At 64.7% G+C, this 25,096-nt stretch carries 29 protein-coding genes and 1 pseudogene; 17 read left to right on the forward strand and 13 right to left on the reverse strand.

The features are described from left to right. Window positions 1-30: 30 nt before the first annotated feature. Window positions 31-1,374 (reverse strand): MFS transporter, encoded by a 1,344-nt coding sequence (locus R5O87_RS19335; RefSeq protein WP_410556666.1) that lies wholly within the window; start codon window positions 1,372-1,374, stop codon window positions 31-33. Window positions 1,375-1,759: 385 nt separating this feature from the next. Between R5O87_RS19335 and R5O87_RS19340 the strand changes: the two genes are divergently transcribed. Next, window positions 1,760-2,317: an NADPH-dependent FMN reductase gene (locus R5O87_RS19340; RefSeq protein WP_410556665.1), complete on the forward strand. Its 558-nt coding sequence runs from the start codon at window positions 1,760-1,762 to the stop codon at window positions 2,315-2,317. A gap of 25 nt (window positions 2,318-2,342) precedes the next feature. On the opposite strand, the gene R5O87_RS19345 is transcribed toward R5O87_RS19340, so the two are convergent. Continuing rightward, on the reverse strand, window positions 2,343-2,894 hold the full coding sequence (locus R5O87_RS19345; protein WP_410556664.1) for a dihydrofolate reductase family protein: 552 nt from the start codon (window positions 2,892-2,894) through the stop codon (window positions 2,343-2,345). Between the two features lie 188 nt (window positions 2,895-3,082). On the opposite strand from R5O87_RS19345, the gene R5O87_RS19350 reads away from it, so the two are divergent. Both R5O87_RS19350 and R5O87_RS19355 read left to right on the forward strand, forming a co-directional pair. After that, entirely contained in the window at window positions 3,083-3,307 is a 225-nt protein-coding gene (locus R5O87_RS19350) for a hypothetical protein (protein ID WP_410556663.1), read from the forward strand. 17 nt (window positions 3,308-3,324) lie between these two features. Next, window positions 3,325-3,777, forward strand: a complete 453-nt coding sequence (locus R5O87_RS19355) for a hypothetical protein (protein ID WP_410556662.1) — start codon at window positions 3,325-3,327, stop codon at window positions 3,775-3,777. Here R5O87_RS19355 and R5O87_RS19360 read toward each other — a convergent pair. From R5O87_RS19360 to R5O87_RS19395, 8 genes and pseudogenes are all read right to left on the reverse strand, one after another. Beyond that, a complete protein-coding gene (locus R5O87_RS19360) occupies window positions 3,732-4,115 on the reverse strand; it encodes a hypothetical protein (protein WP_462836446.1) in 384 nt (127 codons plus the stop codon). The genes R5O87_RS19355 and R5O87_RS19360 overlap by 46 nt on opposite strands. Before the next feature lie 86 nt (window positions 4,116-4,201). After that, window positions 4,202-4,489: pseudogene (locus tag R5O87_RS19365) on the reverse strand (GntR family transcriptional regulator); the annotation flags it as partial. Between the two features lie 117 nt (window positions 4,490-4,606). After that, window positions 4,607-5,935 (reverse strand): flavin monoamine oxidase family protein, encoded by a 1,329-nt coding sequence (locus tag R5O87_RS19370; RefSeq protein ID WP_410556661.1) that lies wholly within the window; start codon window positions 5,933-5,935, stop codon window positions 4,607-4,609. A gap of 17 nt (window positions 5,936-5,952) precedes the next feature. Then, complete coding sequence (locus tag R5O87_RS19375; protein ID WP_410556660.1) at window positions 5,953-6,378, reverse strand: universal stress protein; 426 nt, start codon at window positions 6,376-6,378, stop codon at window positions 5,953-5,955. A gap of 121 nt (window positions 6,379-6,499) precedes the next feature. Next, window positions 6,500-7,366 carry a substrate-binding periplasmic protein gene (locus tag R5O87_RS19380; protein ID WP_410556658.1) on the reverse strand — a complete coding sequence of 289 codons (867 nt, stop codon included), beginning with the start codon at window positions 7,364-7,366 and terminating at the stop codon, window positions 6,500-6,502. A gap of 71 nt (window positions 7,367-7,437) precedes the next feature. After that, window positions 7,438-8,100 (reverse strand): amino acid ABC transporter permease, encoded by a 663-nt coding sequence (locus tag R5O87_RS19385; RefSeq protein ID WP_410556657.1) that lies wholly within the window; start codon window positions 8,098-8,100, stop codon window positions 7,438-7,440. Further along, window positions 8,100-8,747: an amino acid ABC transporter permease gene (locus tag R5O87_RS19390; RefSeq protein WP_410556656.1), complete on the reverse strand. Its 648-nt coding sequence runs from the start codon at window positions 8,745-8,747 to the stop codon at window positions 8,100-8,102. Before R5O87_RS19390 ends, R5O87_RS19385 begins: the two co-directional genes overlap by 1 nt. A gap of 7 nt (window positions 8,748-8,754) precedes the next feature. Further along, entirely contained in the window at window positions 8,755-9,546 is a 792-nt protein-coding gene (locus R5O87_RS19395; protein WP_410556655.1) for an amino acid ABC transporter ATP-binding protein, read from the reverse strand. A 460-nt stretch (window positions 9,547-10,006) separates the two neighbouring features. Here R5O87_RS19395 and R5O87_RS19400 point away from each other — a divergent pair, with 460 nt between their 5' ends. From R5O87_RS19400 to R5O87_RS19410, 3 genes are all read left to right on the forward strand, one after another. After that, a complete protein-coding gene (locus tag R5O87_RS19400; protein WP_410556654.1) occupies window positions 10,007-10,774 on the forward strand; it encodes an SDR family NAD(P)-dependent oxidoreductase in 768 nt (255 codons plus the stop codon). 52 nt (window positions 10,775-10,826) lie between these two features. After that, window positions 10,827-12,479, forward strand: a complete 1,653-nt coding sequence (locus R5O87_RS19405; RefSeq protein WP_410556652.1) for an amino acid permease — start codon at window positions 10,827-10,829, stop codon at window positions 12,477-12,479. A 489-nt stretch (window positions 12,480-12,968) separates the two neighbouring features. Beyond that, a complete protein-coding gene (locus tag R5O87_RS19410) occupies window positions 12,969-13,343 on the forward strand; it encodes a hypothetical protein (protein WP_410556650.1) in 375 nt (124 codons plus the stop codon). A 73-nt stretch (window positions 13,344-13,416) separates the two neighbouring features. Here R5O87_RS19410 and R5O87_RS19415 read toward each other — a convergent pair whose 3' ends face one another. Further along, complete coding sequence (locus R5O87_RS19415; RefSeq protein ID WP_410556649.1) at window positions 13,417-13,674, reverse strand: hypothetical protein; 258 nt, start codon at window positions 13,672-13,674, stop codon at window positions 13,417-13,419. A 124-nt stretch (window positions 13,675-13,798) separates the two neighbouring features. On the opposite strand from R5O87_RS19415, the gene R5O87_RS19420 reads away from it, so the two are divergent. From R5O87_RS19420 to R5O87_RS19440, 5 genes are all read left to right on the forward strand, one after another. Then, complete coding sequence (locus R5O87_RS19420; RefSeq protein ID WP_410556648.1) at window positions 13,799-14,128, forward strand: PadR family transcriptional regulator; 330 nt, start codon at window positions 13,799-13,801, stop codon at window positions 14,126-14,128. A 2-nt stretch (window positions 14,129-14,130) separates the two neighbouring features. Next, complete coding sequence (locus tag R5O87_RS19425) at window positions 14,131-14,502, forward strand: DUF1048 domain-containing protein (RefSeq protein WP_410556647.1); 372 nt, start codon at window positions 14,131-14,133, stop codon at window positions 14,500-14,502. Continuing rightward, window positions 14,499-15,326 carry an ABC transporter ATP-binding protein gene (locus tag R5O87_RS19430; protein WP_410556646.1) on the forward strand — a complete coding sequence of 276 codons (828 nt, stop codon included), beginning with the start codon at window positions 14,499-14,501 and terminating at the stop codon, window positions 15,324-15,326. Before R5O87_RS19425 ends, R5O87_RS19430 begins: the two co-directional genes overlap by 4 nt. Continuing rightward, a complete protein-coding gene (locus R5O87_RS19435; RefSeq protein WP_410556645.1) occupies window positions 15,323-16,084 on the forward strand; it encodes an ABC transporter permease in 762 nt (253 codons plus the stop codon). Before R5O87_RS19430 ends, R5O87_RS19435 begins: the two co-directional genes overlap by 4 nt. Window positions 16,085-16,182: 98 nt before the next feature. Further along, entirely contained in the window at window positions 16,183-16,761 is a 579-nt protein-coding gene (locus tag R5O87_RS19440) for a P-loop NTPase family protein (protein WP_410556644.1), read from the forward strand. A 100-nt stretch (window positions 16,762-16,861) separates the two neighbouring features. On the opposite strand, the gene R5O87_RS19445 is transcribed toward R5O87_RS19440, so the two are convergent. Then, window positions 16,862-17,557: a maleylpyruvate isomerase family mycothiol-dependent enzyme gene (locus R5O87_RS19445; RefSeq protein ID WP_410556643.1), complete on the reverse strand. Its 696-nt coding sequence runs from the start codon at window positions 17,555-17,557 to the stop codon at window positions 16,862-16,864. 216 nt (window positions 17,558-17,773) lie between these two features. On the opposite strand from R5O87_RS19445, the gene R5O87_RS19450 reads away from it, so the two are divergent. Next, the gene (locus R5O87_RS19450; RefSeq protein WP_410556642.1) at window positions 17,774-18,661 is read left to right on the forward strand and encodes a DUF695 domain-containing protein; all 888 of its coding nucleotides are present in this window, start codon (window positions 17,774-17,776) and stop codon (window positions 18,659-18,661) included. Between the two features lie 221 nt (window positions 18,662-18,882). Here the strand turns inward: R5O87_RS19450 and R5O87_RS19455 are convergent, their stop codons facing one another. Next, a complete protein-coding gene (locus R5O87_RS19455) occupies window positions 18,883-20,511 on the reverse strand; it encodes a PucR family transcriptional regulator (RefSeq protein ID WP_410556641.1) in 1,629 nt (542 codons plus the stop codon). Between the two features lie 133 nt (window positions 20,512-20,644). Here R5O87_RS19455 and R5O87_RS19460 point away from each other — a divergent pair, with 133 nt between their 5' ends. From R5O87_RS19460 to R5O87_RS19480, 5 genes are all read left to right on the forward strand, one after another. Beyond that, on the forward strand, window positions 20,645-22,177 hold the full coding sequence (locus R5O87_RS19460) for a purine-cytosine permease family protein (protein WP_410556640.1): 1,533 nt from the start codon (window positions 20,645-20,647) through the stop codon (window positions 22,175-22,177). 43 nt (window positions 22,178-22,220) lie between these two features. Further along, window positions 22,221-23,174 carry a polysaccharide deacetylase family protein gene (locus R5O87_RS19465; RefSeq protein ID WP_410556639.1) on the forward strand — a complete coding sequence of 318 codons (954 nt, stop codon included), beginning with the start codon at window positions 22,221-22,223 and terminating at the stop codon, window positions 23,172-23,174. A gap of 149 nt (window positions 23,175-23,323) precedes the next feature. Then, window positions 23,324-24,097: a DedA family protein gene (locus R5O87_RS19470; protein WP_410556638.1), complete on the forward strand. Its 774-nt coding sequence runs from the start codon at window positions 23,324-23,326 to the stop codon at window positions 24,095-24,097. Further along, window positions 24,094-24,381, forward strand: coding sequence for a hypothetical protein (locus tag R5O87_RS19475; protein WP_410556637.1), 288 nt, complete (start codon window positions 24,094-24,096; stop codon window positions 24,379-24,381). Before R5O87_RS19470 ends, R5O87_RS19475 begins: the two co-directional genes overlap by 4 nt. A 10-nt stretch (window positions 24,382-24,391) precedes the next feature. Then, window positions 24,392-25,066, forward strand: coding sequence for a DUF1345 domain-containing protein (locus R5O87_RS19480; RefSeq protein WP_410556636.1), 675 nt, complete (start codon window positions 24,392-24,394; stop codon window positions 25,064-25,066). Window positions 25,067-25,096: the final 30 nt, after the last annotated feature.

The following is a 25,096-nucleotide window of genomic DNA, read 5'->3' on the forward strand; positions in this document are numbered from 1 at the left end:
GCTTTCCTTTTCTTTCTGGGGTGGGTGTTGTCAGTGCTGCTGCAGGGGCTTCTTGGAAGTCTCCGTGGCGAACAGGACTGCGATGAGGGAAACCAGTGAGGCGGCCACGAGGTACCAGCCGGGGGCCAGCTTGTTGTGGGTGAGGCCGATGAGGAGGGTGGCCATGAACGGGGCGGTGCCGCCGAACAGGGCGTTGGAGAGGTTGAAGCTGACGGCGAAGCCGCTGTACCGGGTCTTCGTGGGGAAGAGTTCGGCGAGGAAGCTGGGCAGCGTGCCGTCATTCAGGGTGAGCATGCCGCCCAGCAGGATCTGGACGAGCACGATTACCAGGAAGTTGCCCGTCTCCAGGAGCATGAACGCCGGCACCGTCACCAGCATGAACAGCACGGACGCGGTGATCAGCATCCTCTTGCGGCCGAACCTGTCCGAGGCGATGCCCGTGAGGAAGATGAAGCCGATGTAGCTGGCCAGGGCGATGGTGGTGGCCAGGAACGATTCCCCGGCGCCGAAGCCCAGTTCCTCGGCGAGGTAGGTGGGCATGTAGCTGAGAATCACGTAGAAGCCGACGGCGTTCAGCAGCACCGCGCCGGTGGCGATGATCAACTGCCGCCTGTTGTTCCGGAACATGTCCCGGGCCGGCGCCTTGGTTTTGTTTTCGTCCTCGGCGAGAGCGCGGAAGGCCGGCGTGTCCTCGAGCTTGGTACGGATGTACCGGCCGATCAGGCCCATCGGCGCGGCGAGCAGGAACGGCAGGCGCCATCCCCAGTCGTGCAGATGGCTTTCGCTGAGTGTCGTGGTGAGCAGTGCTGCCAGGAGGCTGCCCAGCAGCAGTCCCGCCGCGGTGCTTGCGGGTACGACGGCGGCATAGAGTCCGCGCCGATGTGCGGGTGCGTACTCCACCAGGAAGGCGGAGGCGCCGGCGTACTCGCCGGAGGCGGAGAACCCCTGGACGACGCGGACCAGCAGGAGCAGGACCGGCGCCAGGATGCCGATGGTGCCGTAGCCGGGGATCAGGGCGATGCAGAACGTGGCCACGGACATGATGACGATCGACAGCGACAGTGCCTTTCGCCGTCCGAGCCGGTCGCCGATGTGGCCCCAGAAGAAGCCGCCCAGCGGACGGACGAAGAAGGAGACGGCGAAGACGCCGAAGGTTGCCAGGAGCGCTGTCTGGCGGTCGGCCTCCGGGAAGAAGACCGTGGAGATGATGCCGGCCAGGTAGCCGTAGACCGCGTAGTCGAACCACTCGACATAGTTGCCGATGAAGCTCGCGGTGATGACCCGGCGCCGGGTGTCCTTGCTGACGTCGTCGCCGGTGTGGGGTGTGCCGGTCAGCTGCGCTGCTGCTCCGGCCTGGGTTATCGGGTGTTCCATGTGTCCACCAATGAAAACTTGGGGTTGCTTGTGTTGCAACACTGTTGCATCAGATTAGGTGTGATCCAGCTCATCCGTCAATGGGTATTTTGGGCTTTGCTTCGAATGCGCAGCCGATGAGTGGTGGCAGTTGCGGTGGAATCGGCGCTGGAACGGTCCGCGGTTGTTGTTGCTTTAGCGGCAACGCAGTTGTAATTAACGCGGCATGGCGGGGGCGTCGAGATAAAACGCTCTCTCACTTGGCGCAGGGTTTCCCCCTACGCCCTCTCATTTCCTGTCGGGTTTTCCCGAACGCTCTCTCACCTGGGCATGTGAAGACCGCGGCTATGGCTTCCGGGGCGGTGCCGCTGTATCAAGGAATTACCGCAATGAACGGGAGTGAATCATGGTGAAGATAGCGGTGGTCATCGGCAGCACGCGTCCGCAGCGCCGCAGCAGGCAGGTCGCAGAGTGGGTGTACAGCCGGGCGAGTGCCCGTGGCGGCGCTGACTTCGAGCTGCTTGACCTGGCGGATTTTGACCTTCCGCTGCTGGACGAGCCCATACCGCCGTCGATGGGTCAGTACACGCACGAGCACACGAAAGTCTGGGCGGAGGCCATCTCGAAGTTTGACGGGTTTATCTTCGTGACCGCCGAATACAACCATTCCGTTCCGGGCGCGCTGAAGAACGCGCTGGATTTCCTCTACGCAGAGTGGAACAACAAGGCCGCCGGATTCGTCAGCTACGGAAGCGCGGGGGGAGTGCGGGCCGTGGAGAACCTCCGCCTGATTGCGGCTGAGCTGCAAATGGCAGGCGTCCGCGCCCAGGTGGCGCTGCCCTTCGCATCAGAGTTCGAGAACTACACCGTCTTCACGCCGAGCCATGACGCGGAAGAAGCTCTGAAGCCGCTGCTGGACCAGCTCATCTCCTGGTCCACCGCACTCAAAACCATCCGGACCTGACAGGGCAGCCGGAGGCATCAAGGCATCAGACGTTGCGCACGCTGTAGGTGCTGACGACGTTTCCCTTGCTGGTCCTGTACTGGTCCTTCAGTTCGAGCCGTGTCAGCGGATCGCCGTCCTCAAACAGCCGGCGCCCGCTGCCGGCCACGACCGGATGCGTCATCAGGGTCAACTCATCGAGGATGCCGGCGAACAGAAGTTGCCGCGTGACTGAAATGCTGCCGCACACGGCGATCTCGCCGCCGTCGCGCTTTTTAAGATCGGTGACGAACTCTTCCAGCGGTGCCCCGATCAGGTGCGAATTCTGCCATTCGAGCGGCTCCGAAAGGGTGCGCGATGCGACGAACTTTTCCACCGGGTTGATGAAGGCGGCAAAGTCCTCGTCCTGCGAAGCGTTGGGCCAGTAGCCCGCCCATTCCTGATAACTGACCCGCCCGAGGACCACTGTGTCCACGGTGTTGATCATCTTGGTCAGTCCCTTGCCAAGGTCCTCATCGAAGCTGTCGAACTGGAAATTGAACGGGTCCTGCACCACGCCATCCACGGAGTGGAACAGTCCGGCGGTCACCTTGCGCATCGGTTCCTCCTAATCGGGTCGTCAGGCATTACGGTATTCGGCCACGGTCCGCGTGGGAAGGTTTTCCAGCAGTTGTGTCGCGGCGGTTTGACATGCCGAAGCCCGGCGGATGAACTGTGTGGACGTGCAATGATGCAGCCCGTTGCCCGGCATAACCTTTACGCTGCCGCGGGGACACCGCGCCAGGAATGATGGGCTGGGCTGTAATCATCAAAAAGACAACGGAAGACAGGGTCCGCCTCAAAGGCGTGCGGGCCGGCGAGATCGTGAAGTTCGGCGGGATTCCGTTGCGTGTCCTTTCGACCCGCCGCGACGCCGGCCTCGTGACCCTGAAGCTCGAGGACAAGCCGGAAAGACCCATGACCTTCGTCGGACTGGCGGATATGGCGGTTCATCGCCCGGAAGCTCCATGACAATCAGGGGGACTTAGATGGCGCACCGCGCTGCCTTCAGTTTTGCCGCGATCATCGCGCTTTCGGCATGTTCGGCACCGCAGGCGGATCCCGCTCCCACATCCGCTGCGCCTTCGGTACAGCAGGAAATGCCGACGGCGGTGGTACAGAGTGCGGGAGGCAAGAAGGCCGTGGTGCACGCCGGAGTTTCGTCCGCTCCCGAGGAAAGCGGCCAGCTCGTCGGCAGTCTTGGGGCGGATGGGGCCGGATGCATCGTGGTGCGGACCCGCGACGGGCAGTCAACCACACTCATCTTCCCCCAGGGCACTGCGTTCAAGGGCGAAGCACTGGCCTTGCCGGACGGCTCATCCCTGGCCGCTGGCGCCAAGGTGACCCTGGACGGTGCGCGCGTTCCGGCCGATGAGAAATTGAGCGTATGCCCGAACTACTCCAGGCTCTTCTCCGTGGTGACAGCCACCATCAACCCATAGCGGCAGAATGTGAGAGAGCGTTGGGTTGGAGGCGGCAGGATGTGAGAGAGGATCCGGTGGAAAGCGGCAGGAGCTGATAGAGCGTTGGGGCAAAACGCGCAGGAGCTGAGAGAGCGTTGGGTTTGGAGGCTGGTGCAGAGGACTTTTCGGACGAGCCTTTCGAATCCGGAAATGGAATCCTCTGCCCGCGACGATGCGAGGTCCGCGTCGCCGTCGGCGATGGCCCTGAGCAGGACGGCGTTCTCCTTGATGTGGCCGGCCACGGACGGGAGCTTGTCCAGGAGATAGCACCAGATCCGGGTGGCCAGGTTGTCATACCGGATGAGGATCTCCTGCAGCCGGCTGTTGCCCGCGGCCTGGTAGAGATCAGCCGGTGTACTGCCATATCGTGGCGCATCAGGGTGAGCTCATCAGTGGCCGGATCCAGCTCATCGAGAAACACGGCCCGCTGGCGGATCTCGTCCCGGAGCTGGGGGCTGGCGGACTTGGCAGCCCGACGTGCCGCGAGCGGCTCCAGCAGTGTCCTGACTTCGGTGACCTCGGAGAGTTCCGCAAGGTCCACCGTGGCGGCAAAGGTTCCCCTGCGTGCATACGAAACGATAAGGTGGTCGCACTCCAGGCGCCGAAATGCTTCACGGATGGTGGTGCGCCCCACGCCCAGGGTCTTGCCGAGCTCCGTTTCATTGAGGGGATCGGATTTTAGTTTCTCCATGTGATCACTGGTGTTCACGGTTCGTCAGGGTTACCGAAATTATCAGTGGCTTCATCCTTGCACGGAATCCGGCCGGGTATGGGCCTGACGGTGAGGCCCATACCCGCTGTGCCGCTGCTAGTCCGAGGGCCGCAGGGAGGCCCTAATCAGGGAAGCAACGCGTTCAGCTTCCGTGTACGCCCCGTGGGTACCGGCGGTCTCCGAGGTGTAGTCGCCGGCGAAGTGCAGCGATCCGATCGAACGCTGCAGTTCAGGAAGGGCTGCCGCCCGCTCCGGGCTGAGTAGTGCGAAGCAGTGCTGCCAGGTCTGGGCGTGCACACCTAGGACCCGGCCCCGAAGCTGCGGGGCCACCGTGTACACGTCCTCCATCCACTGCGCGACCCTTTCCTCGTCGTCGGCAAATCCCGGAAGGTAGCCCGAGGAATTTCCGTAGCAGGTCAGCTGGAGGATGTTTGCCTTGGAGGCCTCCTCCGTGCCGCCGGGGACAGGGTTGATGATGGCGTCGAAGGGCATGCCGACTGTCACGATGAAGGCCCAGTCCTTGAACTCGGGCAGCCCTTCAATATCGGCAACGATGTTAAGCGTGGTGCTGCCGGGGCTGGCCACCCTATTGAGCGCCGAAGTCTTCCATTCGGGCAGGTCCGTGACGATATCCGGAACGACAGGGGCGGGAACGGCCAGAACCACATGCCTGGCGGTCAGCTTCTCCTCGCCGGCCTCGCCCTTCACGGAAACCTCGTAGACATTTTGCTCTTCGAGCAGGGCCACGTCCGTCACCCGGGTGTTGTAGCGGACAGACTGGTCAGGCAGGCGTTTCAGGATGGCCCGGGGAATGGACTGCATTCCGTCCAGTGCGAAGAGCCGGTTGTTCTTCTCCCGTGCCAGGTAGCTGGCAAAGTAGCGCATCGCGTACTTGGCAGAGAGATTGGCGGGATCGCCCACGGCGCCGCCGCGGATCGCCGTCGAAATGATGCTCTGGACTGCCGGCTGCAGGTCGGCGATACGCTCGGCCACCGTCTCATCCGAAAGCCTGCTGAGGTCTCCCGCTGAAGTCCTGTCGTTGACGTAATCCCGGTACTCGGTGAGGGACGTGTCGATGAATTTGATGAGCTCGGTTTTTTCGGACTCTGTGAGATTGAGGCCGGCCGCCACGTCCTCGTTGGCTTCGGCCACCACGGTTTTGCCGTTGACGTGGATCCCGTACGTTTCCGGAAGGAAGGGGACGGTTTTGATCCCCAGCTCGTTCACGAGCTCTTCCGACTTCGTCCCCCTGTAAACGAACATCGCGCCCGAGTTCGCCGATGTTCCTGCAAGCTGCACCGTGTGCGACCGGCCGCCGATGTCATGGCCGGATTCCAGGATGAGCACGTCCAGCCCTGAGTCGCGCAGATAGTATGCAGTGCCAAGCCCCGCGGCACCGCCACCGACAATTATTACGTCGTGCAATGTGGCTCCTTACCCGTTCAGTCCTCGTATGTGTTGGCGATGTAAACGTCGCAGGGCGCGCTGTGAGCCACGCTGTTGGCGACGCTGCCCAGAACGCGTCCAATGCCTCGCATCCTGCGGTTGCCCACCACAATAAGACGGGCCTCTTTGCTCAGCGCTTCCCTGATAAGGGCATCCGCCGGCCGACCGGGGGCCGCAGCGGAGGTGATCTTGATGTCCCCGCCCAGGGTGTCAGCTACGGCCCTGGCGACGTGTTCGGCCTTGTCGGCGTCCGACACGAGCCATTTGCTGCTGCCCGTGCCGAAAACGTCAGACCGCTCGCTGTCAAAGGCTGAGACCACGTGGAGGGTCGCGCCAAGTGCTGTGGCCAGGTCTCTTGCGGCCTCCGCAGCTTTTCTGGCCGTGTCACTGCCATCGACCCCTACAACTACTATTCCGCTCATGTGCATGCTCCCTTGCGTGCTTTGCATTCCGAAAGTTTTGACGCCCATTCGACGCCTGTGGACCGCCAGGAGGCGCCGGACAGGAAATCCGACGCCTCACTGGTCCAGAACAACGCGGCGGTCAGAGTTCTGTGGGCGTGCCGGGCTCGCCGACCTTGGGGTCCACTCCGTACTTTTCGAGGATCTTCTTGATGGTGCCGTTTTCGCGGAGCTTCTGGATGTCCTCGTCCAGTGCCTTGCCGAGCGCTTCGTTGTCCAGGCTCGACGGCAGCATTACCTGGCCTACCCCGGCGAACTGGGGGACCTTCGGGTTGGGCTTGACGTCGATCACCGTGGCGCCCTCGATGGGGGCGTCCTTGAACCGGTAGTTGGCGGACGCGGCGGATGCCACGAGGGCATCGATGCGGCCGGCTTTGAGGTCTGCGTAGATGGACTCGTCGTCCTGGTAGATCTTAAAGTTGTCGCCAAGCCACTTCTGCATGCTGTCGTTCCAGAGGTTGCCGGCGACGGAGCCGACCTTCTTACCTTCAAGGTCGTCGCTGGTAAGGCCCTTGGTGGAGACGATGGCCTGCGGATCGCTCCACAACGGCGTGCTCAAGTAGACGATCTTCAACCGTTCCTTGGTGCGCAGCCAGTTGCCCGAACCAATGTCAACGCGCTTGGACTGGACGGACGGGATCACGGCTCCGGCGCCGCCGGAGGTGCTGACGGTGACCTTGAGGCATTCGAGTTTGGCGATCTCGCCGATGAGGTCGCCCTCCATGCCGGTGACGTTGTCGCCGTTGAGGATGGTGGCGGGTGCGTAGTCGTAGCTGGCGACGGTGAGCTCGCCCTGGGTGATGGTTTTGAGGTCGGCGTGGGCCGGTTTGCAGTCGGAGGCGACGCTGCTGGCCTCGCTGCCGCCGCAGGCGGAGAGGGAAATGGCGAGCAGGCCGGCGGCGCTGCCGGCGGAAAGTGCGCGCACGAGGGTACGGGGAGTTCGCGACATGGTGGTTCTTTCTCTGTTGGGGTGGTGGGCGGATGCCCGGGAGGGGTGAAGTTGGGGGTAGCGGAGCGGGTTTAGTTGCGTTGGAGGTGGCGGCCGAGCCGTTGTTCGAGGAGCCGGACGAGGCCGAGGAAGACGAGGGTGAGGGAGCCGTAGATGGCCGCGGTGAGGAGGTAGACGGACAGGTATTCGAAGGTGATGGATCCGATTTCGAAGGCCTTGGACATCAGTTCGGGCACGGCGATCACGAAGGCGAGGGCGCTGCCCTGGAAGACGAGGACGGCGAGGCCGGCCAGGGGCGGGGTGGAGATCCTGAGGGCCTGGGGCAGGATGATGAGCCGGAACCCGGTCCAGCCGCGCAGCCCGGAGGTGAGGGCTGCTTCTTTCTGCCCGAGCGGGACGGAGGCGATGCCGGCGCGGAAGTATTCGGAGGCGTACGCGCCGGTGTTCCAGGTCAGTGCAATGATCGCCGTGGTGAGGGACGTGAGGGTGATGCCGGCGTCGGGGAGGCTGAAGTAGAGCAGGTAGAGCAGGACCAGGGCGGGCAGGCCGCGGCCGATCTCGACGAACAGGAACGAGATCCACTGCAGGGGTGCGAGTTTGGAGGCTGCCATGACGGCGAAGAGCAGGCCCAGGGGGAAGCCGAAGAGCAGGGAGAGTCCGGTCAGCTGGAGGCTGACCATGAGTCCGGGGGTGAGGTTCGGCAGCCAGCCGAGCCATTGGATGAGCATGTCCATCACGCGACTCCGATCTTCCGGCGCAGGGTGAGGTCGACCCGGCGTGAGATGAGGGCGACGACGAGGCTGATCACGATGTAGAGGACCCCGGCGACGACGAACGAGAGGAGGCCCTCGTGGGTTTGTTTCGCGGCCTGCTGGGCGTAGTAGGTGATTTCGCGGACGCCGATGGTGGAGGCCAGGGCCGAGTCTTTCAGGAGCCCGATGCCGTAGGTGGCGATCGCGGGCAGCGCGACCCGGAACGCCTGCGGGGTGATGATGTGCCCGACCGTGGTGATGGTGCTCAGGCCCAGGGCGTGGGCGGCTTCGCGCTGCCCGTCGGGGATGCTCAACAGGCCTGAGCGGTAGATTTCGGCCATGAACGCGGAGGCGATGATGGAGAACCCGATGATCGCGGCCTGGATCGTGGTCAGGCGCAGCGCGAACTGGGGCAGGCCGAAATAGATCAGGAACAGCCAGGTGATCGGCGGGATCACCCGGACCACGTTGATATACAGCGTGGCGGCACCACGGATGATGGCGATGGGTGAGCGGGCGGCGCCGACCAGGAGCAGGCCGATGATCCCGCCGAACAGGAGCGAGGCGCCGGTGACGTAGAGGGTGAGTCCGACGCCCTGGGCGATCGAGGACAGCAGTTGGGTGATCATCGCTGTGTCACCGGTCCAGGACGGCTTTGAGGAACTGCCGGGTGCGTTCGTTCTGCGGCTGGCTCATGACCTGCTCGGACGGGCCGATCTCCAGCACGCCGCCGTTGCCCATCACCATGATCCGGTCGGACACGTCCCGGGCGAAGTGCATCTCGTGCGTGACCACCAGCATCGTCATGCCCTCATCCGCCAGGTCGCGCATGACGGCCAAAACTTCGAGGCCGATCTCCGGGTCCAGGGCCGAGGTCGGTTCGTCGAAGAGCATGACCTTCGGCGAGAGGGCCAGGGCGCGGGCGATCGCGATGCGCTGCTGCTGCCCGCCCGACAGCCGGGCCGGGTAGGCCTGTGCTTTGTCCGGGAGGCCGACGCGTTTGAGGAGTTTTTCCGCGGTGTCCTGGGCCTGTTCCTTGCTGGCGCCTAGGACCTTGCGCTGGGGCAGGGTGATGTTCTCCATCACGGTCAGGTGCGGGAAGAGGTTGAAGCTTTGGAAGACCATGCCGGTCACCCGCCGGAGGTGGTCCAGGCTCGCCTTGTCCGGCAGCTTCCCGCCGGCCACAACGGTGGCCCCGCCGATCGAGATCGTGCCCTCCGTCGGTGTTTCCAGGTAATTCAGGCACCGCAGGAACGTGCTCTTGCCCGCTCCGGAGGGCCCGATGATCGAGACGACTTCGCCCTCGTTCATCGTCAGATTCACATCCGACAACACACGGGCTGCTCCATAACTCTTGCCGAGCCCAGAGACCACAACCTCGCCAGAGAGCGCGATCGGGGAAGCTTTTGTGCCAAAACTGAAGCTCATCCTTTGTTTCCTTCAGATAGCGGACGCATATCCCTGAGATCTGCGTGAGATCCGCGCCAAATGTTTACAAATACAGGCATGTCGACGAAAGGCAGTCAACAGATATATCAGTACGTGGCACTGCCGCCCGGGGGAGGCGGTGCCGCGCACCTTGGTGCGTTTGCTGCTGGTCCAAGCAAAATCCTTCTGCAGCAGCTGCGCCCTTGGCCCGACTTCTTCAGTCGCGCTCGCTTGAGATGCATGAAGTAGATCACACATTCGGGTATTAGAGCAATACTTTAGAGATATATGTTTTATGGTGCGCGACGCCAGGTTGTCAGGCATCGGAAGTAAAAACCTTTAAAACTAAAATCTATTGCCTGAGAGTGTGTGCTCCCTTACAGTAGAGGAAATCGCCCGGCGTGACCAGCGTCACTCCGGCGTCTCAGACCCCCACGCAGAACTCCCACGGAGGTACAAGATGAACGCCCTGACCCTGAACGGCCAGGTGGCCTTGGTAACCGGAGCCGGCCACGGAATCGGCCGCGCCAGCGCCCTGGCCCTGGCGGAGGCCGGCGCCCTGGTGGTGGCCTCCGATGTTGACTTCGCCCGCGCCGCCGAAACCGAGCAGCTCATCAAAGACGCGGGCAACAAGGGTGTTGCAGCGGTTGCCGACGTGACCGACGAAAAGGCGATGGCCGCCGTCGTCGATGACATTGTCCGCACCCACGGCCGGCTGGACGTGCTGCACGCGAACGCGGGCGTGCTCATGGCGGGAACCGCACTGACCCAGACCATGGACGAATGGGACAAGACCATCACCGTCAACGTGCGCGGCACCTTCCTCACAGTGCGCGCGGTCCTGCCGCAGATGATCAGGCAGAAGGCCGGCGCAATCATCATCACCGCGTCCGTCTCCGGCCTGATCGGCGAACCGGACCTCGTTGCCTACAACACGTCCAAGGGCGCGCTGGTGAACCTCACCCGGCAGCTCGCCGTCGAGTACGCCAAGGAGGGAATCCGCGTCAACGGTGTCTGCCCGGGATGGATCGAAACCGGCTTCAACGATCCCGTGCTCGGCCACCTGGACACCAAGGAACTCGATCAGCTTGTCGGAACGCAGGTACCCCTGGGACGCCAGGGAACCCCGGAGGACATCGCCCCGTCGGTCGTGTTCCTCGCGTCGGACTGGGCCCGGTACATCACCGGACAGCTCCTCCCCATCGACGGCGGCCTGACGTCAATGTAGACGCCACCCTCCCGTCACAAACCATCGGCTCAAGACCCAAGGACTTAATGCCATGTCTGTCACCCAATCCCAACGGTCCGACGACGAACTCCTCGCCAATCTGGGCTACAAGCCCGAACTGAAGCGATCGTGGTCCGGCTTCTCCAACTTCGCCATCTCCTTCTCGGTCATCTCCATCCTCAGCGGCCCGTTCATCAGCTTCTTCATCGGCTGGAACAATGGCGGTCCCGCCGCGATCAGCTGGGGCTGGCCCGTCGTCTGCGCGCTCATCCTCGTGGTGGGCCTGTGCATGGGCGAACTCGTCTCCGCGATGCCCACCTCCGGCGGCATGTACTACTGGGCGGCCAAACTGGGTAGCCTCCGCTCCAGCTACTTCACCGGCTGGCTGGACTTCCTCGGCCTGCTCGCCATCGTGGCTGCCGTCTCCTACGGCTGCGCCACCTTCATTGACGTGACCCTCTCCTCGTTCAGCTCAGGCTGGGCCGAGGGGTACTCGCTGACCCGGGTGTTCCTGATCTTCATTGGCGTGCTGGTGGTGGTCACCCTGCTCTCGATCTTCTCCAGCCACCTGCTGGCGATCTTCAACAACATCTCGGTCTGGTGGCACGTCATCGGCACCGTGGCCATCATTGCCATCATCATCTTCGTGCCGGAACGCCACGCCAGCATGGCCGACGTGTTCACCCAGCGCATCAACAACTCCGGATGGTTCGACGGCGAGACCACCGGCATGGGCTTCATCTTCCTGGTGCTTCCGCTGGCTGTGATCCTGCCCCAGTTCACCGTTACCGGCTACGACGCCTCCTGCCACATGTCCGAAGAGACCAAGGGCGCCTCCAACTCCGCCGCCAACGGCATCTGGCAGGCCATCCTCTACTCGGCCATCGGCGGCTGGATCCTGCTGCTGGGCATCCTCTTCGCCGTGCAGGACGCCGACGCCGTCACCGCCAGCGGCGGCAGCGTGGTCACCGTGCTCAACCAGGCACTGAGCGGCCCGTGGGTCAGCGCCGTGCTGGTGATCTCCACCGTGGGACAGTGCTTCTGCGCCATGGCCTGCATGACCTCCACCACCCGCATGCTGTTCGCCTTCAGCCGCGACGGCGCCGTTCCCGGCGCCCGCCTCTGGACCCGCCTGAACAAGAGCGGCGTGCCGCTGTACAGCGTGGCCCTGGTTGCCGGCCTGGCGATCATCCTGACCCTGCCCGCCCTCGTCGAGGTGGACATCAACGGCGCCCCCGTCCCGGTCGCCTTCAACGCGGTGGTCTCCATCGGCGTCGTCGGCCTGTACCTGGCCTTCGCCATCCCGATCTACCAGCGGCTCCGCAAGGGCTCGTCCTTCCAGCGCGGTTCCTGGCACCTGGGCCGGAACTACAAATGGCTGGGCACCATCGCGGTGGTGGAGATTGCCATCACCACCGTGATCGCGCTCATGCCGAGCTCCCCGGGCGGCGTTCCGTGGAACCCGGAGTTCGACTGGAAGTTCGTGAACTACACGCCGCTGGTGGTGGGCGGAACGCTGCTGGCCCTGTGGCTGGCCTGGGAAATCCGGGTCAAGAACACCTACACCGGCCCCCGCCACACCGTGGACCTCCCCAACGGACTCACCTCCGCCGACGAGCTGGAGATCGAGTACGAGGAGCACCACCCCGGACACCACCACTCAGTCCACGGCGGCGAGCACGAGAAGTCCGACGCCAACCACTAAATCCTGGAATCGATCCATCCGTTTCGGAGGGAACTGACCCGTGAAGGGCCCGGCCGCGAGAGCGCCGCCGGGCCCTTCCGCCTGCCCAACGCCCTCTCACTACCTGCAGCTTTCTTCCCGACGCTCTATCAGTTGGTGTCGGCGTTTTCCTGACGCTCTATCAGTTGGTGTCGGCGTTTTCCTGACGCTCTATCAGCACGGGAAGTGAGCGTTGGGGATTTTCCGGCAGGAGCTGATGGAGGGTTTGGGTTTAACCGGCAGGAGCTGATCGAGCGTTTGGGTTTCCGAACGCGTCCTCACGTTCCGTCGGGTTCCCTGGGCGGACAAACTTCTGGCGAGTGCCGCCGTCGGACTTTCTGCGAGGAGCTTCCGCGCGTCAATAATCCGTCAATATTTCGCGGCTGGGCGGTCCGGGCGGGCATGCGTGGGGCTTTGATGTAACCAGGGCACCCCTCAAAGGGCGTGCGTTCTTCAAGGCGGGTACGTCAGATGCGTTGGAACAAGGGCCTTAGGGAAGAGGGCGGGATCAGGTTCGCCGCGCCGCCTGATGCGGTGGAGGGCTACGGCGGCCGCGGGGTGGACGGTTTCGCCATCACCACCGCTGCCGGTTATCTCTTCCGGGACGAGGCCGGTGATCCGTGGTGGATAATTTTCCACCCCTATCCGGAGTCCGTTTCGCACGGGGACCGGGCGCGGGGAGACATCCTGGCCTGCAGTGAATCCCACGATGACGTGGTGCATGTGCGGCTGCTGGCATCAGATGTGCAGCGCGGCGACGCTGAGGCAGCCTTTAGGTTGTCCGCCCCGCTCGGGTATGAGGACGCCGTCGAGGTTGCGGGCAGGGTTCCTCGCGCGGCCAGGTAAGTCGCTTAAGGTGAGCGGCCGCCGTCGTCCATTTTGTCCTTAAGGTGAGCGGCCGGCGTCGTCCGTTCCGTCCTTAACTTTCCATTTCGGTCAGCACGTCTGCCGCGTCCCTGCTGCCGCCGGCGGCGAGCCGCCGGAGTTCTTCAACGTCCCCCTTTTCCGCGGCGAGCTCAACGAGCTGGTCTATGGCGTCCTTGCTGCCGTTCGCGGCGAGGCGGTGAAGTACTTCGAAGTCTTCCCGCTCAGCGGCGAGTTCAATCAGCTCACCCACCGCATCGGCATCGCCCATGGCCGCCCGGTCCTGGAGTGCGGAGTATTCGGATTCTGACATTGCGGGACCTCCCTTGTGGCTATAACGGTACCTCCACCGGCTGTTTCCCAACCCTTGCGCTTTGCCTACATAGCGTTACTATGTACTGGTAGCTAGTAGTACTAAGTAGCTGGAGGAGGTGTCGGTGGGCAAGCAAATGACAGAGATGCTCAAGGGGACGCTGGAGGGCATCGTTCTTGCCCTCCTGACCGGGAAGCCGGCGTACGGATACGAGATCACCACGCTGCTGCGGGACAAGGGATTCGCCGATATCGCCGAGGGCACGGTCTATGCGCTGCTGGTGAGGATCGAGCAAAAGGGGCTGGTCGACGTCGAGAAGCGGCCGTCCGAGAAAGGTCCCCCGCGCAAGGTGTACACGCTCAACGCGCAGGGCGAGGCGTACCTGGATGAGTTTTGGAAAACGTGGAGCTTTCTGGCCGAGCGGCTTGAACAGCTTCGAAAGGGAGGGAAATAGACATGGCCATGGGATGGATTGAGCAGGTCACCGGCTCGCTCGAACAGAAGAAGCAGTACAAGCAGTACAAGGCACGCACCAAGCAGCTGCCCGCAAACTACCGCACGGCGATCGAGGCGCTGGAGCGGTACCTGACCTACTTCGGCGCGATCACGAAGGGGGAGACCCTGGTGAAGATGCTGGAGGATCTGGCGGATCTCTTCGAGCAGAGCGCGGCCAGCGGAACGCCGGTCCGGGAAGTCGTGGGGGAGGATCCCGTGGAGTTCGCGGAGACGTTCCTCCAGAACTACTCGGAGGGGCAGTGGATCAACAAGGAACGGAAGCGGCTGACCGAAACGATCGAAGGCATCACGAAAGAGGAGGAAGTCCCATGAGTTTTGGCGCCGCCCCTGTTCGGGACCGCGAGCCCGCGGTCAGCGTGCGGGGTATGGAGAAGTCGTACAAATCTTTGCAGGTGCTGCGCGGCGTGGACTTCGACGTGGCGCCGGGCAGCATCTTCGCCCTTCTCGGCTCGAACGGGGCGGGGAAGACCACAATGGTGCGGATCCTCTCCACACTGTTAAAGCCCGACGGCGGCACGGCCACCGTGTATGGGTTCGACGTTGGTGCCCGGTCGGCCCAAGTTCGGGAATCCGTTAGCCTGACCGGACAGTTCGCGGCGGTGGATGAGATCCTCTCCGGCCGGGAGAACCTGGTGCTGGTGGCCAGGCTGCGGCACCTGAAGGACCCTGGCGCGGTGGCGGATGATCTGCTGGCGCGCTTCAGCCTGGCCGAGGCGGGAACGCGGAAGGTGTCCGAGTATTCCGGAGGCATGCGCCGCCGGCTCGACATCGCCATGAGCCTGATCGGGCAGCCGAAGGTGATCTTCCTGGATGAGCCGACGACCGGGCTCGACCCCGAAGCGCGCATCGAAGTCTGGCAGGTTGTTAAGGATCTCTCCGCGCAGGGGACCACCGTCCTGCTCACCACGCAGTATCTCGACGAGGCCGAGCAGCTCGCGGACCGGATCGCCATTCTTCATGAGGGACGGATCATCGCCAATGGGACCCTTGCGGAGCTGAAGCAGCTCCTTCCGCCGGCGGAAGTCGAGTACGTCGAAAAGCAGCCGACCCTGGAGGACATCTTCCTCGCGCTGGTGGGGAAGGACGGCAAGGCCGGGTCGCGTGCCAGTGTTGGGACTAGTGAGGAGCGGTCATGAGCAAGCATTTCTTCGGGGACACGGCCGTGCTGCTGGGCCGGTCGATGCGCCACATCTTCCGCAGCGTGGACACGATCATCACGACGGCAATCACGCCGATCGCGCTGATGCTGCTGTTCGTCTACGTGTTCGGCGGCGCCATCAGGACAGGTACCGACAACTACATCAACTACCTGCTTCCCGGAATCATGCTGATCGCGGTCGCGTCGGGCATCGCGTACACCGCGGTTCGGTTGTTCACCGACATGAAGAGCGGCATTTTCGAGCGGTTCCACTCCATGCCGATCGCCCGGTCGTCCGTGCTCTGGGCCCATGTCCTGACGTCGCTGGTTGCCAACGGACTGTCGCTCGTGATCATCGTGCTGGTGGCGTTGCTGATGGGCTTCCGGACGTCGGCCGGCCCGCTGGAGTGGCTCGCCGTCGTCGGAATTCTCGCCCTGTTCACCCTGGCACTCACCTGGATCGCGGTCATTGCCGGGCTGTCGGCCAAGTCCGTGGATGGTGCCGGCGGCTTCTCCTACCCGCTGATCTTCCTGCCGTTCATCAGTTCGGCTTTCGTCCCCACTGCCAGCATGCCGGGTCCTGTGCGGGCGTTCGCCGAGAACCAGCCAGTCACCTCGATCGTCAACACGATCCAGGACCTGTTCGCGCAACGGCCGGTCGGCGTCGATATTTGGATCGCTCTTGCATGGTGCCTCGGCATCCTGGTCCTCGCCTACGTCTTCGCGATGGCGGCGTACCGTCGGAGGATCAGCTAGCCGCTCTTTCAAATGGGGAAGGGGCCTGGCTGCGCTGAGCGCGGCCAGGCCTTTCCCTGTGCAACGCTTCCTCACCTTTCGTCGCTAGCATCAGTATTGTGCTGACCCACGAGGAGCCCCTGCCGCGCCGCCCGTTCCGGGTAGCGGTTGCTGGTGTATCCGGGACCGGCAAGACGACGCTTGCCGGCCGGATCGCCGTCGTCATCGGTGCACCCCACATCGAAATCGACGCCCTGTACCACGGCCCGAATTGGGTGCCGCGTGAGTCCTTCCTCGACGACGTTCGCTCGATGGTTGCACAGGACTCATGGACAACGGAGTGGCAGTACAAGGCTGCCCGTCCACTCCTGACCGAGCGCGCCGACATGGTTGTGTGGCTCGACCTGCCCTTCTGGACAACGACGATCCCGCGCCTCGTCCGCCGGACGCTGCGCCGCCGGCTTAGACGTGAAGTGCTCTGGAACGGCAACACCGAGCCTCCACTGCGCACGTTCTTCACCGACCCCGACCACATTGTGCGATGGGCGGTCTCCACACGCTTCAGGTTCCGCGCCAAGATTCTGGCCCTCGAGACGGCGTCGCCGCACGTGACAGTGGTCAGGCTGCGCTCTCAGCAGCAAGTGGAGCAGTGGCTTGCCGGGCCGCTTCGGTGCGCGTTGGACGGCAACGCCCGGTAGAGCACGTCCGCCTCTTGAACACTGCGGCGCCACGGCATGACGGGCGCCGCGGCATGACAACTGCATCGGGCTTTGGAAGGGGGTGTTTACGGCGTGTGGTTTACGGCGTGAGCGGACCGCGGATGACACGCAGCGCGAGGTCGGCGTCGCCGTCGAGCACTGCCGTGTCTGAAAGGCTGGAGCGGCCCCAGAGGCCTAGGTACATTTCCCGCGGCGCTGCGGTGATCGACGCCGCTACGGCGCCGTTGCCGATTGTCCAGGCCGCGCCGTCGTTTACGCGGAAGGTAACCGCTCTTCCCGGGTCGGCCATCCGCTGGAGCCGGATCTGCCGCGGGGCAAACATCGCCAGGGCCTCGTCGACGCCGTCGAACATGAAGTCCTCGGCGAACTCGGGGTCCGGCAGGCCGGACGCCTGGTGGGCGTCAACAAGGTGGATGGCGTGTTCGTGGGCCTGCCGGCGAAGCCAGAAACCGGCCGTCCGCGGGGGAGGGCCGAAGTTCCAGCACGGCGCCGCGGGGTCCAGGGAGTTCATGGTGGCCAGGAAATCCGGAGCCCCTTCGAGGAACCAAGCGGCTGCGTTCCCTGCCGGCGGGGCCTGTTCCTCGACGTACTTGCCGGCCCGGACCACTGCGGCCGCCCACCGTTCGATCGAGCCGACATGGCCGAAGAGTGCATCGAGGGTCCAGCCCGGGCACGCCGGAACTGACCTGCCGAGGACGCTCTCCGGCTGGCGCGCCAGCGTTTCGAGGGCGCGGAGGTGGTTTGCGAGCTCGGCGAGGTAGCGTTCGGGCAACATGAGTCGAGCCTATCCGTACCACCTGCGGGCTCAGGTAGATTCGTGCGAGGTGGCATCCACGCTGATGAGGGGGAAGAAGTGGGATTCTTTAAGCGCAAAGCCGCTCCGGTATCTGTGCATCCAATTCCAGGGTTCTGGCAATGGTGGGTCGCGGAAGGCGCGGGCCGGTTCAGTGCCGCTGTGGACGCCGGCCAATGGGGCGAGCTTCCAAACGAAATGAGCGCGCAGATAGCAGCCGTCCATCCGGGCCTGGCCTGGGATACGGGGCCCGGGCGCATGGCCCGCAGTCTCCTTACTGTCAGTTCCGAGGGCGATCCGGCTTTGCGGCGTATCGCCGAGCAGTGGCTCCGGGCGGCTCCGGCTGCCGACAAGTCCTGGGAGTTCGCCGCCGCGCGTCAGCCGAACTCCGGGGCGGCGGACAACGTCATCGAGATCGGCGGCCACAGCCTCCACCTGGGTGACGCGCGCTTCCGGATTACGGAGGATCTCGGCAGGGAACTCGTCGACATTGCGGTTCACCATCCGCTCTTCGCTGATATGCCCGAGCGGGGGCCGCTCCAGGTTTCGTTCCTGCTTCTGGATTGGATTCTTGGGGAGGATGGAGTCGAACGGTGGGTCGGTGCCGTCGATATTGCCGACGTTGGCGGGACGGCCACCGCTACCGCCGCCGACCTCACTGCTTCCGTCAAGGCGATGGCCGCTCAATCACAGCCCGACAGATGGGCCCTCCTGGAAGGGGCGACCCGCAACGGGAAGCGGAGCATCGTGACTGCCCGCCGACCGCTGCGCTGGATCGACTATCCGATTTTCGACCTCCATACCGAGGTGTGGCTGGCATATAAGGACAAGCGTGACGACGGCCTGCCCACGTCAGCGTCGCTCGACGTGCTCCGTGAAATCGAGGACGACATCTCCGCGGCACTTGGATTCCGAGGGATTTTGGTGGCCCATGAGACGGCAGCGGGGAAAAGGGTGCTGCACTACTACTCGGATTCCGAAGACCGGAACGGGCGCGACGCCCTCGAGACAGCCGCGCACAAGGCCGGCGGGTCCAGCAAGCACGCCTCTGATCCCGGGTGGAAACGGGTGCGCCACTTCTCCTGAGCGGGATGTGAGGACGCGTTTGGGTTCAGGCGGCAGGATCTGACCGAGCGTCGGGTGGAAAACGGCAGGATCTGATCGAGCGTTTGGGTTCAGGCTGCAGGATCTGAGAGAGGGTCGGGTGGAAAACGGCAGGATCTGAGAGAGGGTCGGGTGGAAAACGGCAGGATCTGATCGAGCGTTAGGTTCCAAAAACGCTCTCTCAGCTCTTGCCACCGAATTCCTTAGGGGAGTGGGGCCAGGCGGGTTGCCAGGTGCAGGCCCACGAGTCGGCCGGTTCCGCGGGGGTCGCCGCCGCAGAGGTCGAAGATGCGCTGCAGCCGGTGGTACATCGACTGCCGTTCCAGGTGCAGTTCGCGTGCCGCCTGCGCTGTGTTGCAGCCGGAGTCGAGCCACACGGTCAGGGTATGCAGGAGTTGGGAGTTCCGCTGTTCGTCGTGCTCGAGGATCGGCCCAAGTGTGCGGCGGACGAAGTCGCGGCGGGCGCCGGCGTCGATGCTCTCGGCGGCCAGGCGCTCGGCACCAAACGCGTCGGCGTCCCGCACCTGCCTCGCAGCGCGGCCAGTCCGGGGCGCCAGATCCAGCGTCCGCCGGGCCTCCGCCATGGACCACGCTGCCTCGCCGATGCCCTGGCCCAGAGGTCCGACGGCGATCGCGGAACCTTCCGGGATATCGAGGCTGCCCAGCGCTTCGATCAGGGACGCCCGCGCGGCCCGGGTTCCCTCGCGGGGGAGGCCGGCCAGCGCGATGAGCTCGAGCTTGTCAGCGTAACTCGCGGCATGCGGAACCGACGCCGCCAGGACCGCATCCAGTGCCGGGCGCAGCCGGCCCGACGCCGCGGAACGGATCATGACGGCGGCCACCGGACCGTCGACGGCGAACCCCGCCGCCGCGCCCAGCTGCTCCAGCCGCCACGGCTGGGCACCGGAATGCACGGCCCGCATCAGTTCGGCTCCCGCCAGCTCCTTCAGTCCCGGCGGCATCCGCTGCAGCAGCGCAAGGCCGAGGATATCGACGGACCGCTCGCCGGCCACCCGGACAAACGTCGCGTCGACGCCCTCGGGCACCTCCAGCTCGAGGCGCGCAGCCAGCACGCCGCGGACCGGAACCTCGACCGCCGTCGTACTCACCGCCGTCGTATTTACTGTCCCGGAACCCGCTGCCGCCGGACCGGCGGTTCCGGGACCGCCGGCAGAACCGCCGCCGTCGGACACGCCAGCAGAAACCACACCGGCAGAAACCACGCCGGCAGAAACCCCGCCGTCGGCTCCGCCCACAGAACCCACGGAACCACCGGAACCCGCACTCCCCAGAGTCAGCCCGGCCGGCGACACGAGGCGGACAGCCGTCCCGGTCTGCCCGGCGAGAACGGCGAGCACCTCGTCCAGCCCGCCGCCGTGGGCGAGTTCGGCGGCCATGGCGTGGCTGATCTCGTCCCCGCGCTGCAGCAGCTCCACCGACTGGCCCACCAGGATCGAGTTGATCTCCTGCATGATGCCCACGAAGGGGGCCACCTTGCGGAACTCGAACAGCGGGAGCCCCTGGGACTCGGCGGTGACCAGCATCGATTCGGGAATGTCGGGCAGGACGGGCCCGGTCTCGATGGCCAAAGCCGCAACGCCACGCCCCGCCAGCTCGCGCACGTAATCAACCCGTCGCTGATCGGACGCGGTGGCCAGGGCCTGCCCGCCGCTGAGCAGGAGCTCGCCGCCGCGGAGCAGGGGGGCGATGTCCAGGACCTCGCTCGAGTGCACCCACCGGACCTGCCGGCCGGCCACAGCGGAGGCGGCGGCGCGCAGCAGCGGGTCAGCCGCCTGGACGGTCCGGTGCTTCAGGACGTCTTCGAGGAACACTGATCTGACACTCCGTCATAGGCAAGGGAATTCTGCTAGACAGATCGTACCTTGTTGCTGTGATGGGGCCCACATACGCTTAATCCATCCCTTCTTCCCGGAGGCTCTTCTTCCTCACACGGAGGCTTTTCCGATGCACAACTCCTCAACACCGCAGTCCGGGCCCGCAATGGAGCAGGCCGAGGACTTCGAAGCCTGGCTCCAGCCCATTCCGGAAAGCGCGCGCACCCGCAAAGTGTCCGGCCAGTTCTGGATCTGGGCAGGCGCAAACCTCGCCCCGATCAACTGGGTCCTCGGCGCCCTCGGCATCAACCTGGGCCTAGGCTTCGCTGACACCGTCACCGTCCTGGTCCTCGGCAACCTGATCGGCATGCTTCTCTTCGGCTGCTTCGTCCTGCTGGGCCAGAAGACCGGCGCCACCGGCATGGTCCTGGCACGCGCCGCATTCGGCCGCCGCGGCAACTACCTCCCGGCCGCCATCCAGGCCCTGCTCGTGGTGGGCTGGTGCGCCGTCAACACCTGGATCATCCTCGATCTCGTCATGGCACTCTTCGGCACCCTCGGCTGGGTGGATCCCGCCGCCCACAACTACGAATGGAAGATCGGCGTCGCCACGTTCATCATGGCCGCCCAGGTTGCCATCGCGTGGTTCGGCTACAAGGCGATCGCCGCCTTCGAAAAATGGACGGTGCCGCCCACCATCATCATCCTCGTGGTCATGTCCGCCGTCGCCTGGTTCGGGCTGAAAATCGACTGGACCTACGCCGGCCCCGCGGGCAACATCCTGCAGGGTTCGGAACGGATCGCGGCCATGAGCGCCGTGATGACGGCCATCGGCATCGGCTGGGGCATCACCTGGTTCACCTACGCCGCCGACTACTCCCGCTTCGTCAGCAAAACCGTCCCCAAGAAAAAGGTCTACCTGGCCTCCGTCCTGGGCCAGTTCATCCCCGTCGTCTGGCTCGGCGTCCTCGGCGCCAGCCTCGCCACCAACAGCGGCGAGGTCGACCCCGGCAAACTGATCGTGCAGAACTTCGGCGCCATGGCACTGCCCGTCCTCCTCATGGTGCTGCACGGCCCCATCGCCACAAACATCCTCAACATCTACACCTTCTCGGTGGCCACCCAGGCGCTCGACATCACCGTCAGCCGCCGCAAGCTCAACCTGTTCGTCGGCGTCTTCTCGCTCATCGCCGTCGTCTTCTTCATCTTCCAGGAGGACTTCGCCTCGGTGCTGGACGCCTGGCTGATCGGGCTGGTGGCCTGGGTGGCCGCGTGGGGCGGCGTGATGCTGGTGCACTTCTTCTGGCTGGAGAAGCGCTGGCCCGGCAACGTGGAACGGCTGTTCGACGGCGTGGGCACCCGCCGCCTGCCCGTGGTCAACTGGGCCGGCGTCACCTCGCTGCTCGCCGGCATCGTGGCCACCTGGCTGTTCATGTACGGCCTCATCCCCATCATGCAGGGCCCGATCGCCGTGGCCCTGGGCGGCTGGGACCTCTCCTGGCTGGCCGGCGGCCTCACCAGCGCCGCGGTCTACGCGGTTCTCGGCCCCCGGCTGCACCGGCCGTACGTGACGGTGACGTCCGACGGCGGCCCTGCGGCTGTTGCGGTCAACGCACCAGACGCTGGGCAGGCACCCCAGCCGGTTCCCGCCGTCGAACTCTAAACCCTTCCTCTCCACTTCGCCCTCTGACGAAAGGAACTCCGGCATGAGCACCAGCGCCTTCGCGGATTCCCAGCACCCCATCACCTGGCCGGCCGGCTTCACCGCCGCGGCGTCCTTCACCTTCGATGTCGACGCCGAATCCTGCGTCATCGCGCACGACCCCGCCAGCACCCGCCGCATGTCGCTCATGAGCCACCAGTCCTACGGGCCCAAGGTGGCGGTGCCGCGGCTGCTGCAGATCCTGGCGCGGCAGGAGGTCCGCGGGACGTTCTTCATCCCCGGGTTCACGGCCCAAAGTTACCCGGACATGGTGCGGCAGATCGTCGACGGCGGACACGAGGTTGCGCATCACGGGTACCTGCACGAGCCGATGCAGGGGATCGACGCCGCGACCGAGGCGTCGTACCTGGACCGGGGGCTTGAGGCGCTGGAGAAGGTGGCCGGGATCCGGCCGGTGGGGTACCGGGCACCGTGGTGGGAGCTGAACTGGCAGTCTCCGGCGCTGCTCGCGGACCGCGGCTTCCTCTACGATTCCAGCCTGCTCGACGGCGATGCGCCCTACCGGATGGCTGTCTCGCAGGACGGAAGCGACAGCCGCGACATCGTGGAGATCCCCGTGGACTGGACGCTGGACGACTGGGAGCAGTACGCGTTCTACCCCGGCGTGACGGGCAGCGGCGTGATCGAGAGCCCGGCCAAGGTGCTGGAGATGTGGACGCTTGAGGCCGAGGCGCACCACTCGCAGGGGAGCTGCTTCGTGCTTACGAACCACCCGTTCATCTCGGGCCGGCCGTCGAAGGCTGTGGCACTTGAGCGGCTGATCGAGCGGGTCAAGGGCATGGACGGCATGTGGGTGACGACGCTGGAGCACATCGCTGAGCACACCAAGGCCACTGTTGCCGAGATCCACACCCACGCGCGGATCGACGTGCCCTCCGCCCCCGGCTATGGATCCCGCTTCAAGCCGGGCGCCGTACAGGTTCCTGCTCTCAGTTAGCGCTTCCTGGGTTTCGGCACAGGGGGTTCGCCAAAAAAGGCCGCCTCGGACCCACTCCGAGCGGCCTTTTTTGGTGAAACGGCGCACGGGCGGCGTCCGCCGTCGTAATTCTTAGGGTTTTCTTTCAAGCGTCACGGGACATTGGTTCCATGCTTTCACTTCATGCCGTGGCGATCGCCCCTGCCTTGGCGTCCTCCGCCGGGATGCCCCCGCTGCTCGATCCCGCTTCGCTGCTCCAGGGGCTGGGGCCGGCCACCGTGGTGGTGATTGCGGCCATGGTTTTCATCGAGTCGGGAGTGCTGTTCCCGTTCCTGCCCGGCGACTCGCTGCTTTTCACGGCGGGACTCCTGCACCAGCAGCTGCAGCTAGCTCTGCCCGTGCTGATCGGTGTGATCACGGCTGCGGCTGTGGCCGGGGACCAGGTGGGCTACATGCTGGGACGGAAATTCGGGCGTCGGTGGTTCAAGGATGACGCCAAAATCCTGAAGACCTCGCACCTGGACAAGACCGAGGACTTCTTCCGGAGGCATGGCGGTCCTGCCCTGGTGCTGGCCCGCTTCGCGCCGATCGTCAGGACCTACGCGCCGCTCAGCGCAGGCATGGTGCGCTACAACTACAAGTCCTTCACACTGTGGAACATCGTTGGAGCCCTGGCGTGGGCGGTCACCGTCACCCTGCTTGGTACGTGGCTGGGGCATTACGACGTCGTGGCCAAGAACATCGACGTCATAGCTGTCATTCTGGTTCTGGCCTCCGTCATACCGTGGGGAGTGGAATGGCTCAGGCGGCGCCGCAACACCAAAGCCGAGGCGGCTGACTCCGCCGCCGACGGATCTTCAGTTGATGACGGACCCTCCGCCGGCGGCGGATCTTCCGTTGATGGGACCGAGCATGCCCGGGCCGCCCAGCAGTGGCGCAAATGACCCGCCCCGAGAGCGGTCCCGCACCGGGTGGCGTGGCCACACGTACCGTAGCCACCTCTGTTGAGCCCGAGGCAGGTCATTGGGCGCCCGGCCGCCCGGCACTGTCCAAAGTCCCCGAAATCGCCGCGTGGTTTTGGGTGGTCAAGGTTCTCACCACCGGCATGGGCGAAACCGCCTCGGACTTCCTGCTGCATCAGTTGGAACCCGAAGTGGCCCTGGCTGCGGCTGAACCTCTTGCAGCACCGGTCTGCGCGTCCCGAAACAGCCGCGGTCTAAAACTGTAATGATCAGAGCATGAGCAGAGTGGACGGCGCACGATACCCGGCATCGAACTTCAACCGGCCGGCGCATCATTCGCGGCTCCGGCTGCTGGTGATGGCGGTCGTCGGACTGGCAACGGCTGTGGCGGTGGGGTTCCTGCAGTCATGGACCTACGCGCCGGCCATGGGGTGGGCGGCAGCGTCCGCCACATATCTGATCTGGGTGTGGGCCATCATCGGAGGCCTGCAGGCAGCGGCGACGGCGGCCCACGCCCGGCGCGACGACCCCGGCCGGGCCGCATCCGACGCGCTGGTGCTCGCCGCCACCGTGGCCAGCTTCGGTGGCGTTGCCATGATCCTCCTGGACGCCTCCAACAGCCAGGGCGGAGCCAAAGCGGGCATCATCGCACTCGGGCTCGGGAGCTCGACCTTGTCCTGGTTCCTGGTCCACACGCTCTACACACTGCGCTACGCCTCCATCTACTACCGGGACAAGGCCGGCGTCGATTTCAACCAGGACAAGCCGCCGCGCTACACGGACTTCGCTTATCTGGCCTTCACCGTGGGCATGGCCTACCAGGTCTCGGACACCAACCTCAAGACCGACGCCATGCGCGGCACGGTGCTCCGCCACGGATTGCTGTCCTATCTGCTGGGCGCGATCGTGCTGGCCACCACCATCAACCTGGTCTCCGGCCTGGTCGCCTGACGGTTTCCTCGCCTCCTTGTAGCCGGGATG

The sequence above is a fragment of the Arthrobacter globiformis genome (assembly GCF_046536215.2).
GTDB lineage: Bacteria > Actinomycetota > Actinomycetes > Actinomycetales > Micrococcaceae > Arthrobacter > Arthrobacter globiformis_E.

Excerpts from the sequence above, each read along its gene's own strand:
- R5O87_RS19465 (WP_410556639.1), top strand. The coding sequence starts at position 22,221 with ATGAGCACCAGCGCCTTCGCGGATTCCCAGCACCCCATCACCTGGCCG.
- R5O87_RS19435 (WP_410556645.1), top strand. The coding sequence starts at position 15,323 with ATGAGCAAGCATTTCTTCGGGGACACGGCCGTGCTGCTGGGCCGGTCG.
- R5O87_RS19390 (WP_410556656.1), bottom strand. The coding sequence starts at position 8,747 with ATGATCACCCAACTGCTGTCCTCGATCGCCCAGGGCGTCGGACTCACC.
- R5O87_RS19480 (WP_410556636.1), top strand. The coding sequence starts at position 24,392 with ATGAGCAGAGTGGACGGCGCACGATACCCGGCATCGAACTTCAACCGG.
- R5O87_RS19335 (WP_410556666.1), bottom strand. The coding sequence starts at position 1,374 with ATGGAACACCCGATAACCCAGGCCGGAGCAGCAGCGCAGCTGACCGGC.
- R5O87_RS19355 (WP_410556662.1), top strand. The coding sequence starts at position 3,325 with ATGGCGCACCGCGCTGCCTTCAGTTTTGCCGCGATCATCGCGCTTTCG.
- R5O87_RS19340 (WP_410556665.1), top strand. The coding sequence starts at position 1,760 with ATGGTGAAGATAGCGGTGGTCATCGGCAGCACGCGTCCGCAGCGCCGC.
- R5O87_RS19375 (WP_410556660.1), bottom strand. The coding sequence starts at position 6,378 with ATGAGCGGAATAGTAGTTGTAGGGGTCGATGGCAGTGACACGGCCAGA.
- R5O87_RS19410 (WP_410556650.1), top strand. The coding sequence starts at position 12,969 with ATGCGTTGGAACAAGGGCCTTAGGGAAGAGGGCGGGATCAGGTTCGCC.
- R5O87_RS19380 (WP_410556658.1), bottom strand. The coding sequence starts at position 7,366 with ATGTCGCGAACTCCCCGTACCCTCGTGCGCGCACTTTCCGCCGGCAGC.
- R5O87_RS19405 (WP_410556652.1), top strand. The coding sequence starts at position 10,827 with ATGTCTGTCACCCAATCCCAACGGTCCGACGACGAACTCCTCGCCAAT.
- R5O87_RS19470 (WP_410556638.1), top strand. The coding sequence starts at position 23,324 with ATGCTTTCACTTCATGCCGTGGCGATCGCCCCTGCCTTGGCGTCCTCC.
- R5O87_RS19415 (WP_410556649.1), bottom strand. The coding sequence starts at position 13,674 with ATGTCAGAATCCGAATACTCCGCACTCCAGGACCGGGCGGCCATGGGC.
- R5O87_RS19475 (WP_410556637.1), top strand. The coding sequence starts at position 24,094 with ATGACCCGCCCCGAGAGCGGTCCCGCACCGGGTGGCGTGGCCACACGT.
- R5O87_RS19450 (WP_410556642.1), top strand. The coding sequence starts at position 17,774 with ATGAGCGCGCAGATAGCAGCCGTCCATCCGGGCCTGGCCTGGGATACG.
- R5O87_RS19345 (WP_410556664.1), bottom strand. The coding sequence starts at position 2,894 with ATGCGCAAGGTGACCGCCGGACTGTTCCACTCCGTGGATGGCGTGGTG.
- R5O87_RS19395 (WP_410556655.1), bottom strand. The coding sequence starts at position 9,546 with ATGAGCTTCAGTTTTGGCACAAAAGCTTCCCCGATCGCGCTCTCTGGC.
- R5O87_RS19460 (WP_410556640.1), top strand. The coding sequence starts at position 20,645 with ATGCACAACTCCTCAACACCGCAGTCCGGGCCCGCAATGGAGCAGGCC.
- R5O87_RS19350 (WP_410556663.1), top strand. The coding sequence starts at position 3,083 with ATGATGGGCTGGGCTGTAATCATCAAAAAGACAACGGAAGACAGGGTC.
- R5O87_RS19430 (WP_410556646.1), top strand. The coding sequence starts at position 14,499 with ATGAGTTTTGGCGCCGCCCCTGTTCGGGACCGCGAGCCCGCGGTCAGC.
- R5O87_RS19385 (WP_410556657.1), bottom strand. The coding sequence starts at position 8,100 with ATGGACATGCTCATCCAATGGCTCGGCTGGCTGCCGAACCTCACCCCC.
- R5O87_RS19445 (WP_410556643.1), bottom strand. The coding sequence starts at position 17,557 with ATGTTGCCCGAACGCTACCTCGCCGAGCTCGCAAACCACCTCCGCGCC.
- R5O87_RS19425 (WP_410556647.1), top strand. The coding sequence starts at position 14,131 with ATGGCCATGGGATGGATTGAGCAGGTCACCGGCTCGCTCGAACAGAAG.
- R5O87_RS19400 (WP_410556654.1), top strand. The coding sequence starts at position 10,007 with ATGAACGCCCTGACCCTGAACGGCCAGGTGGCCTTGGTAACCGGAGCC.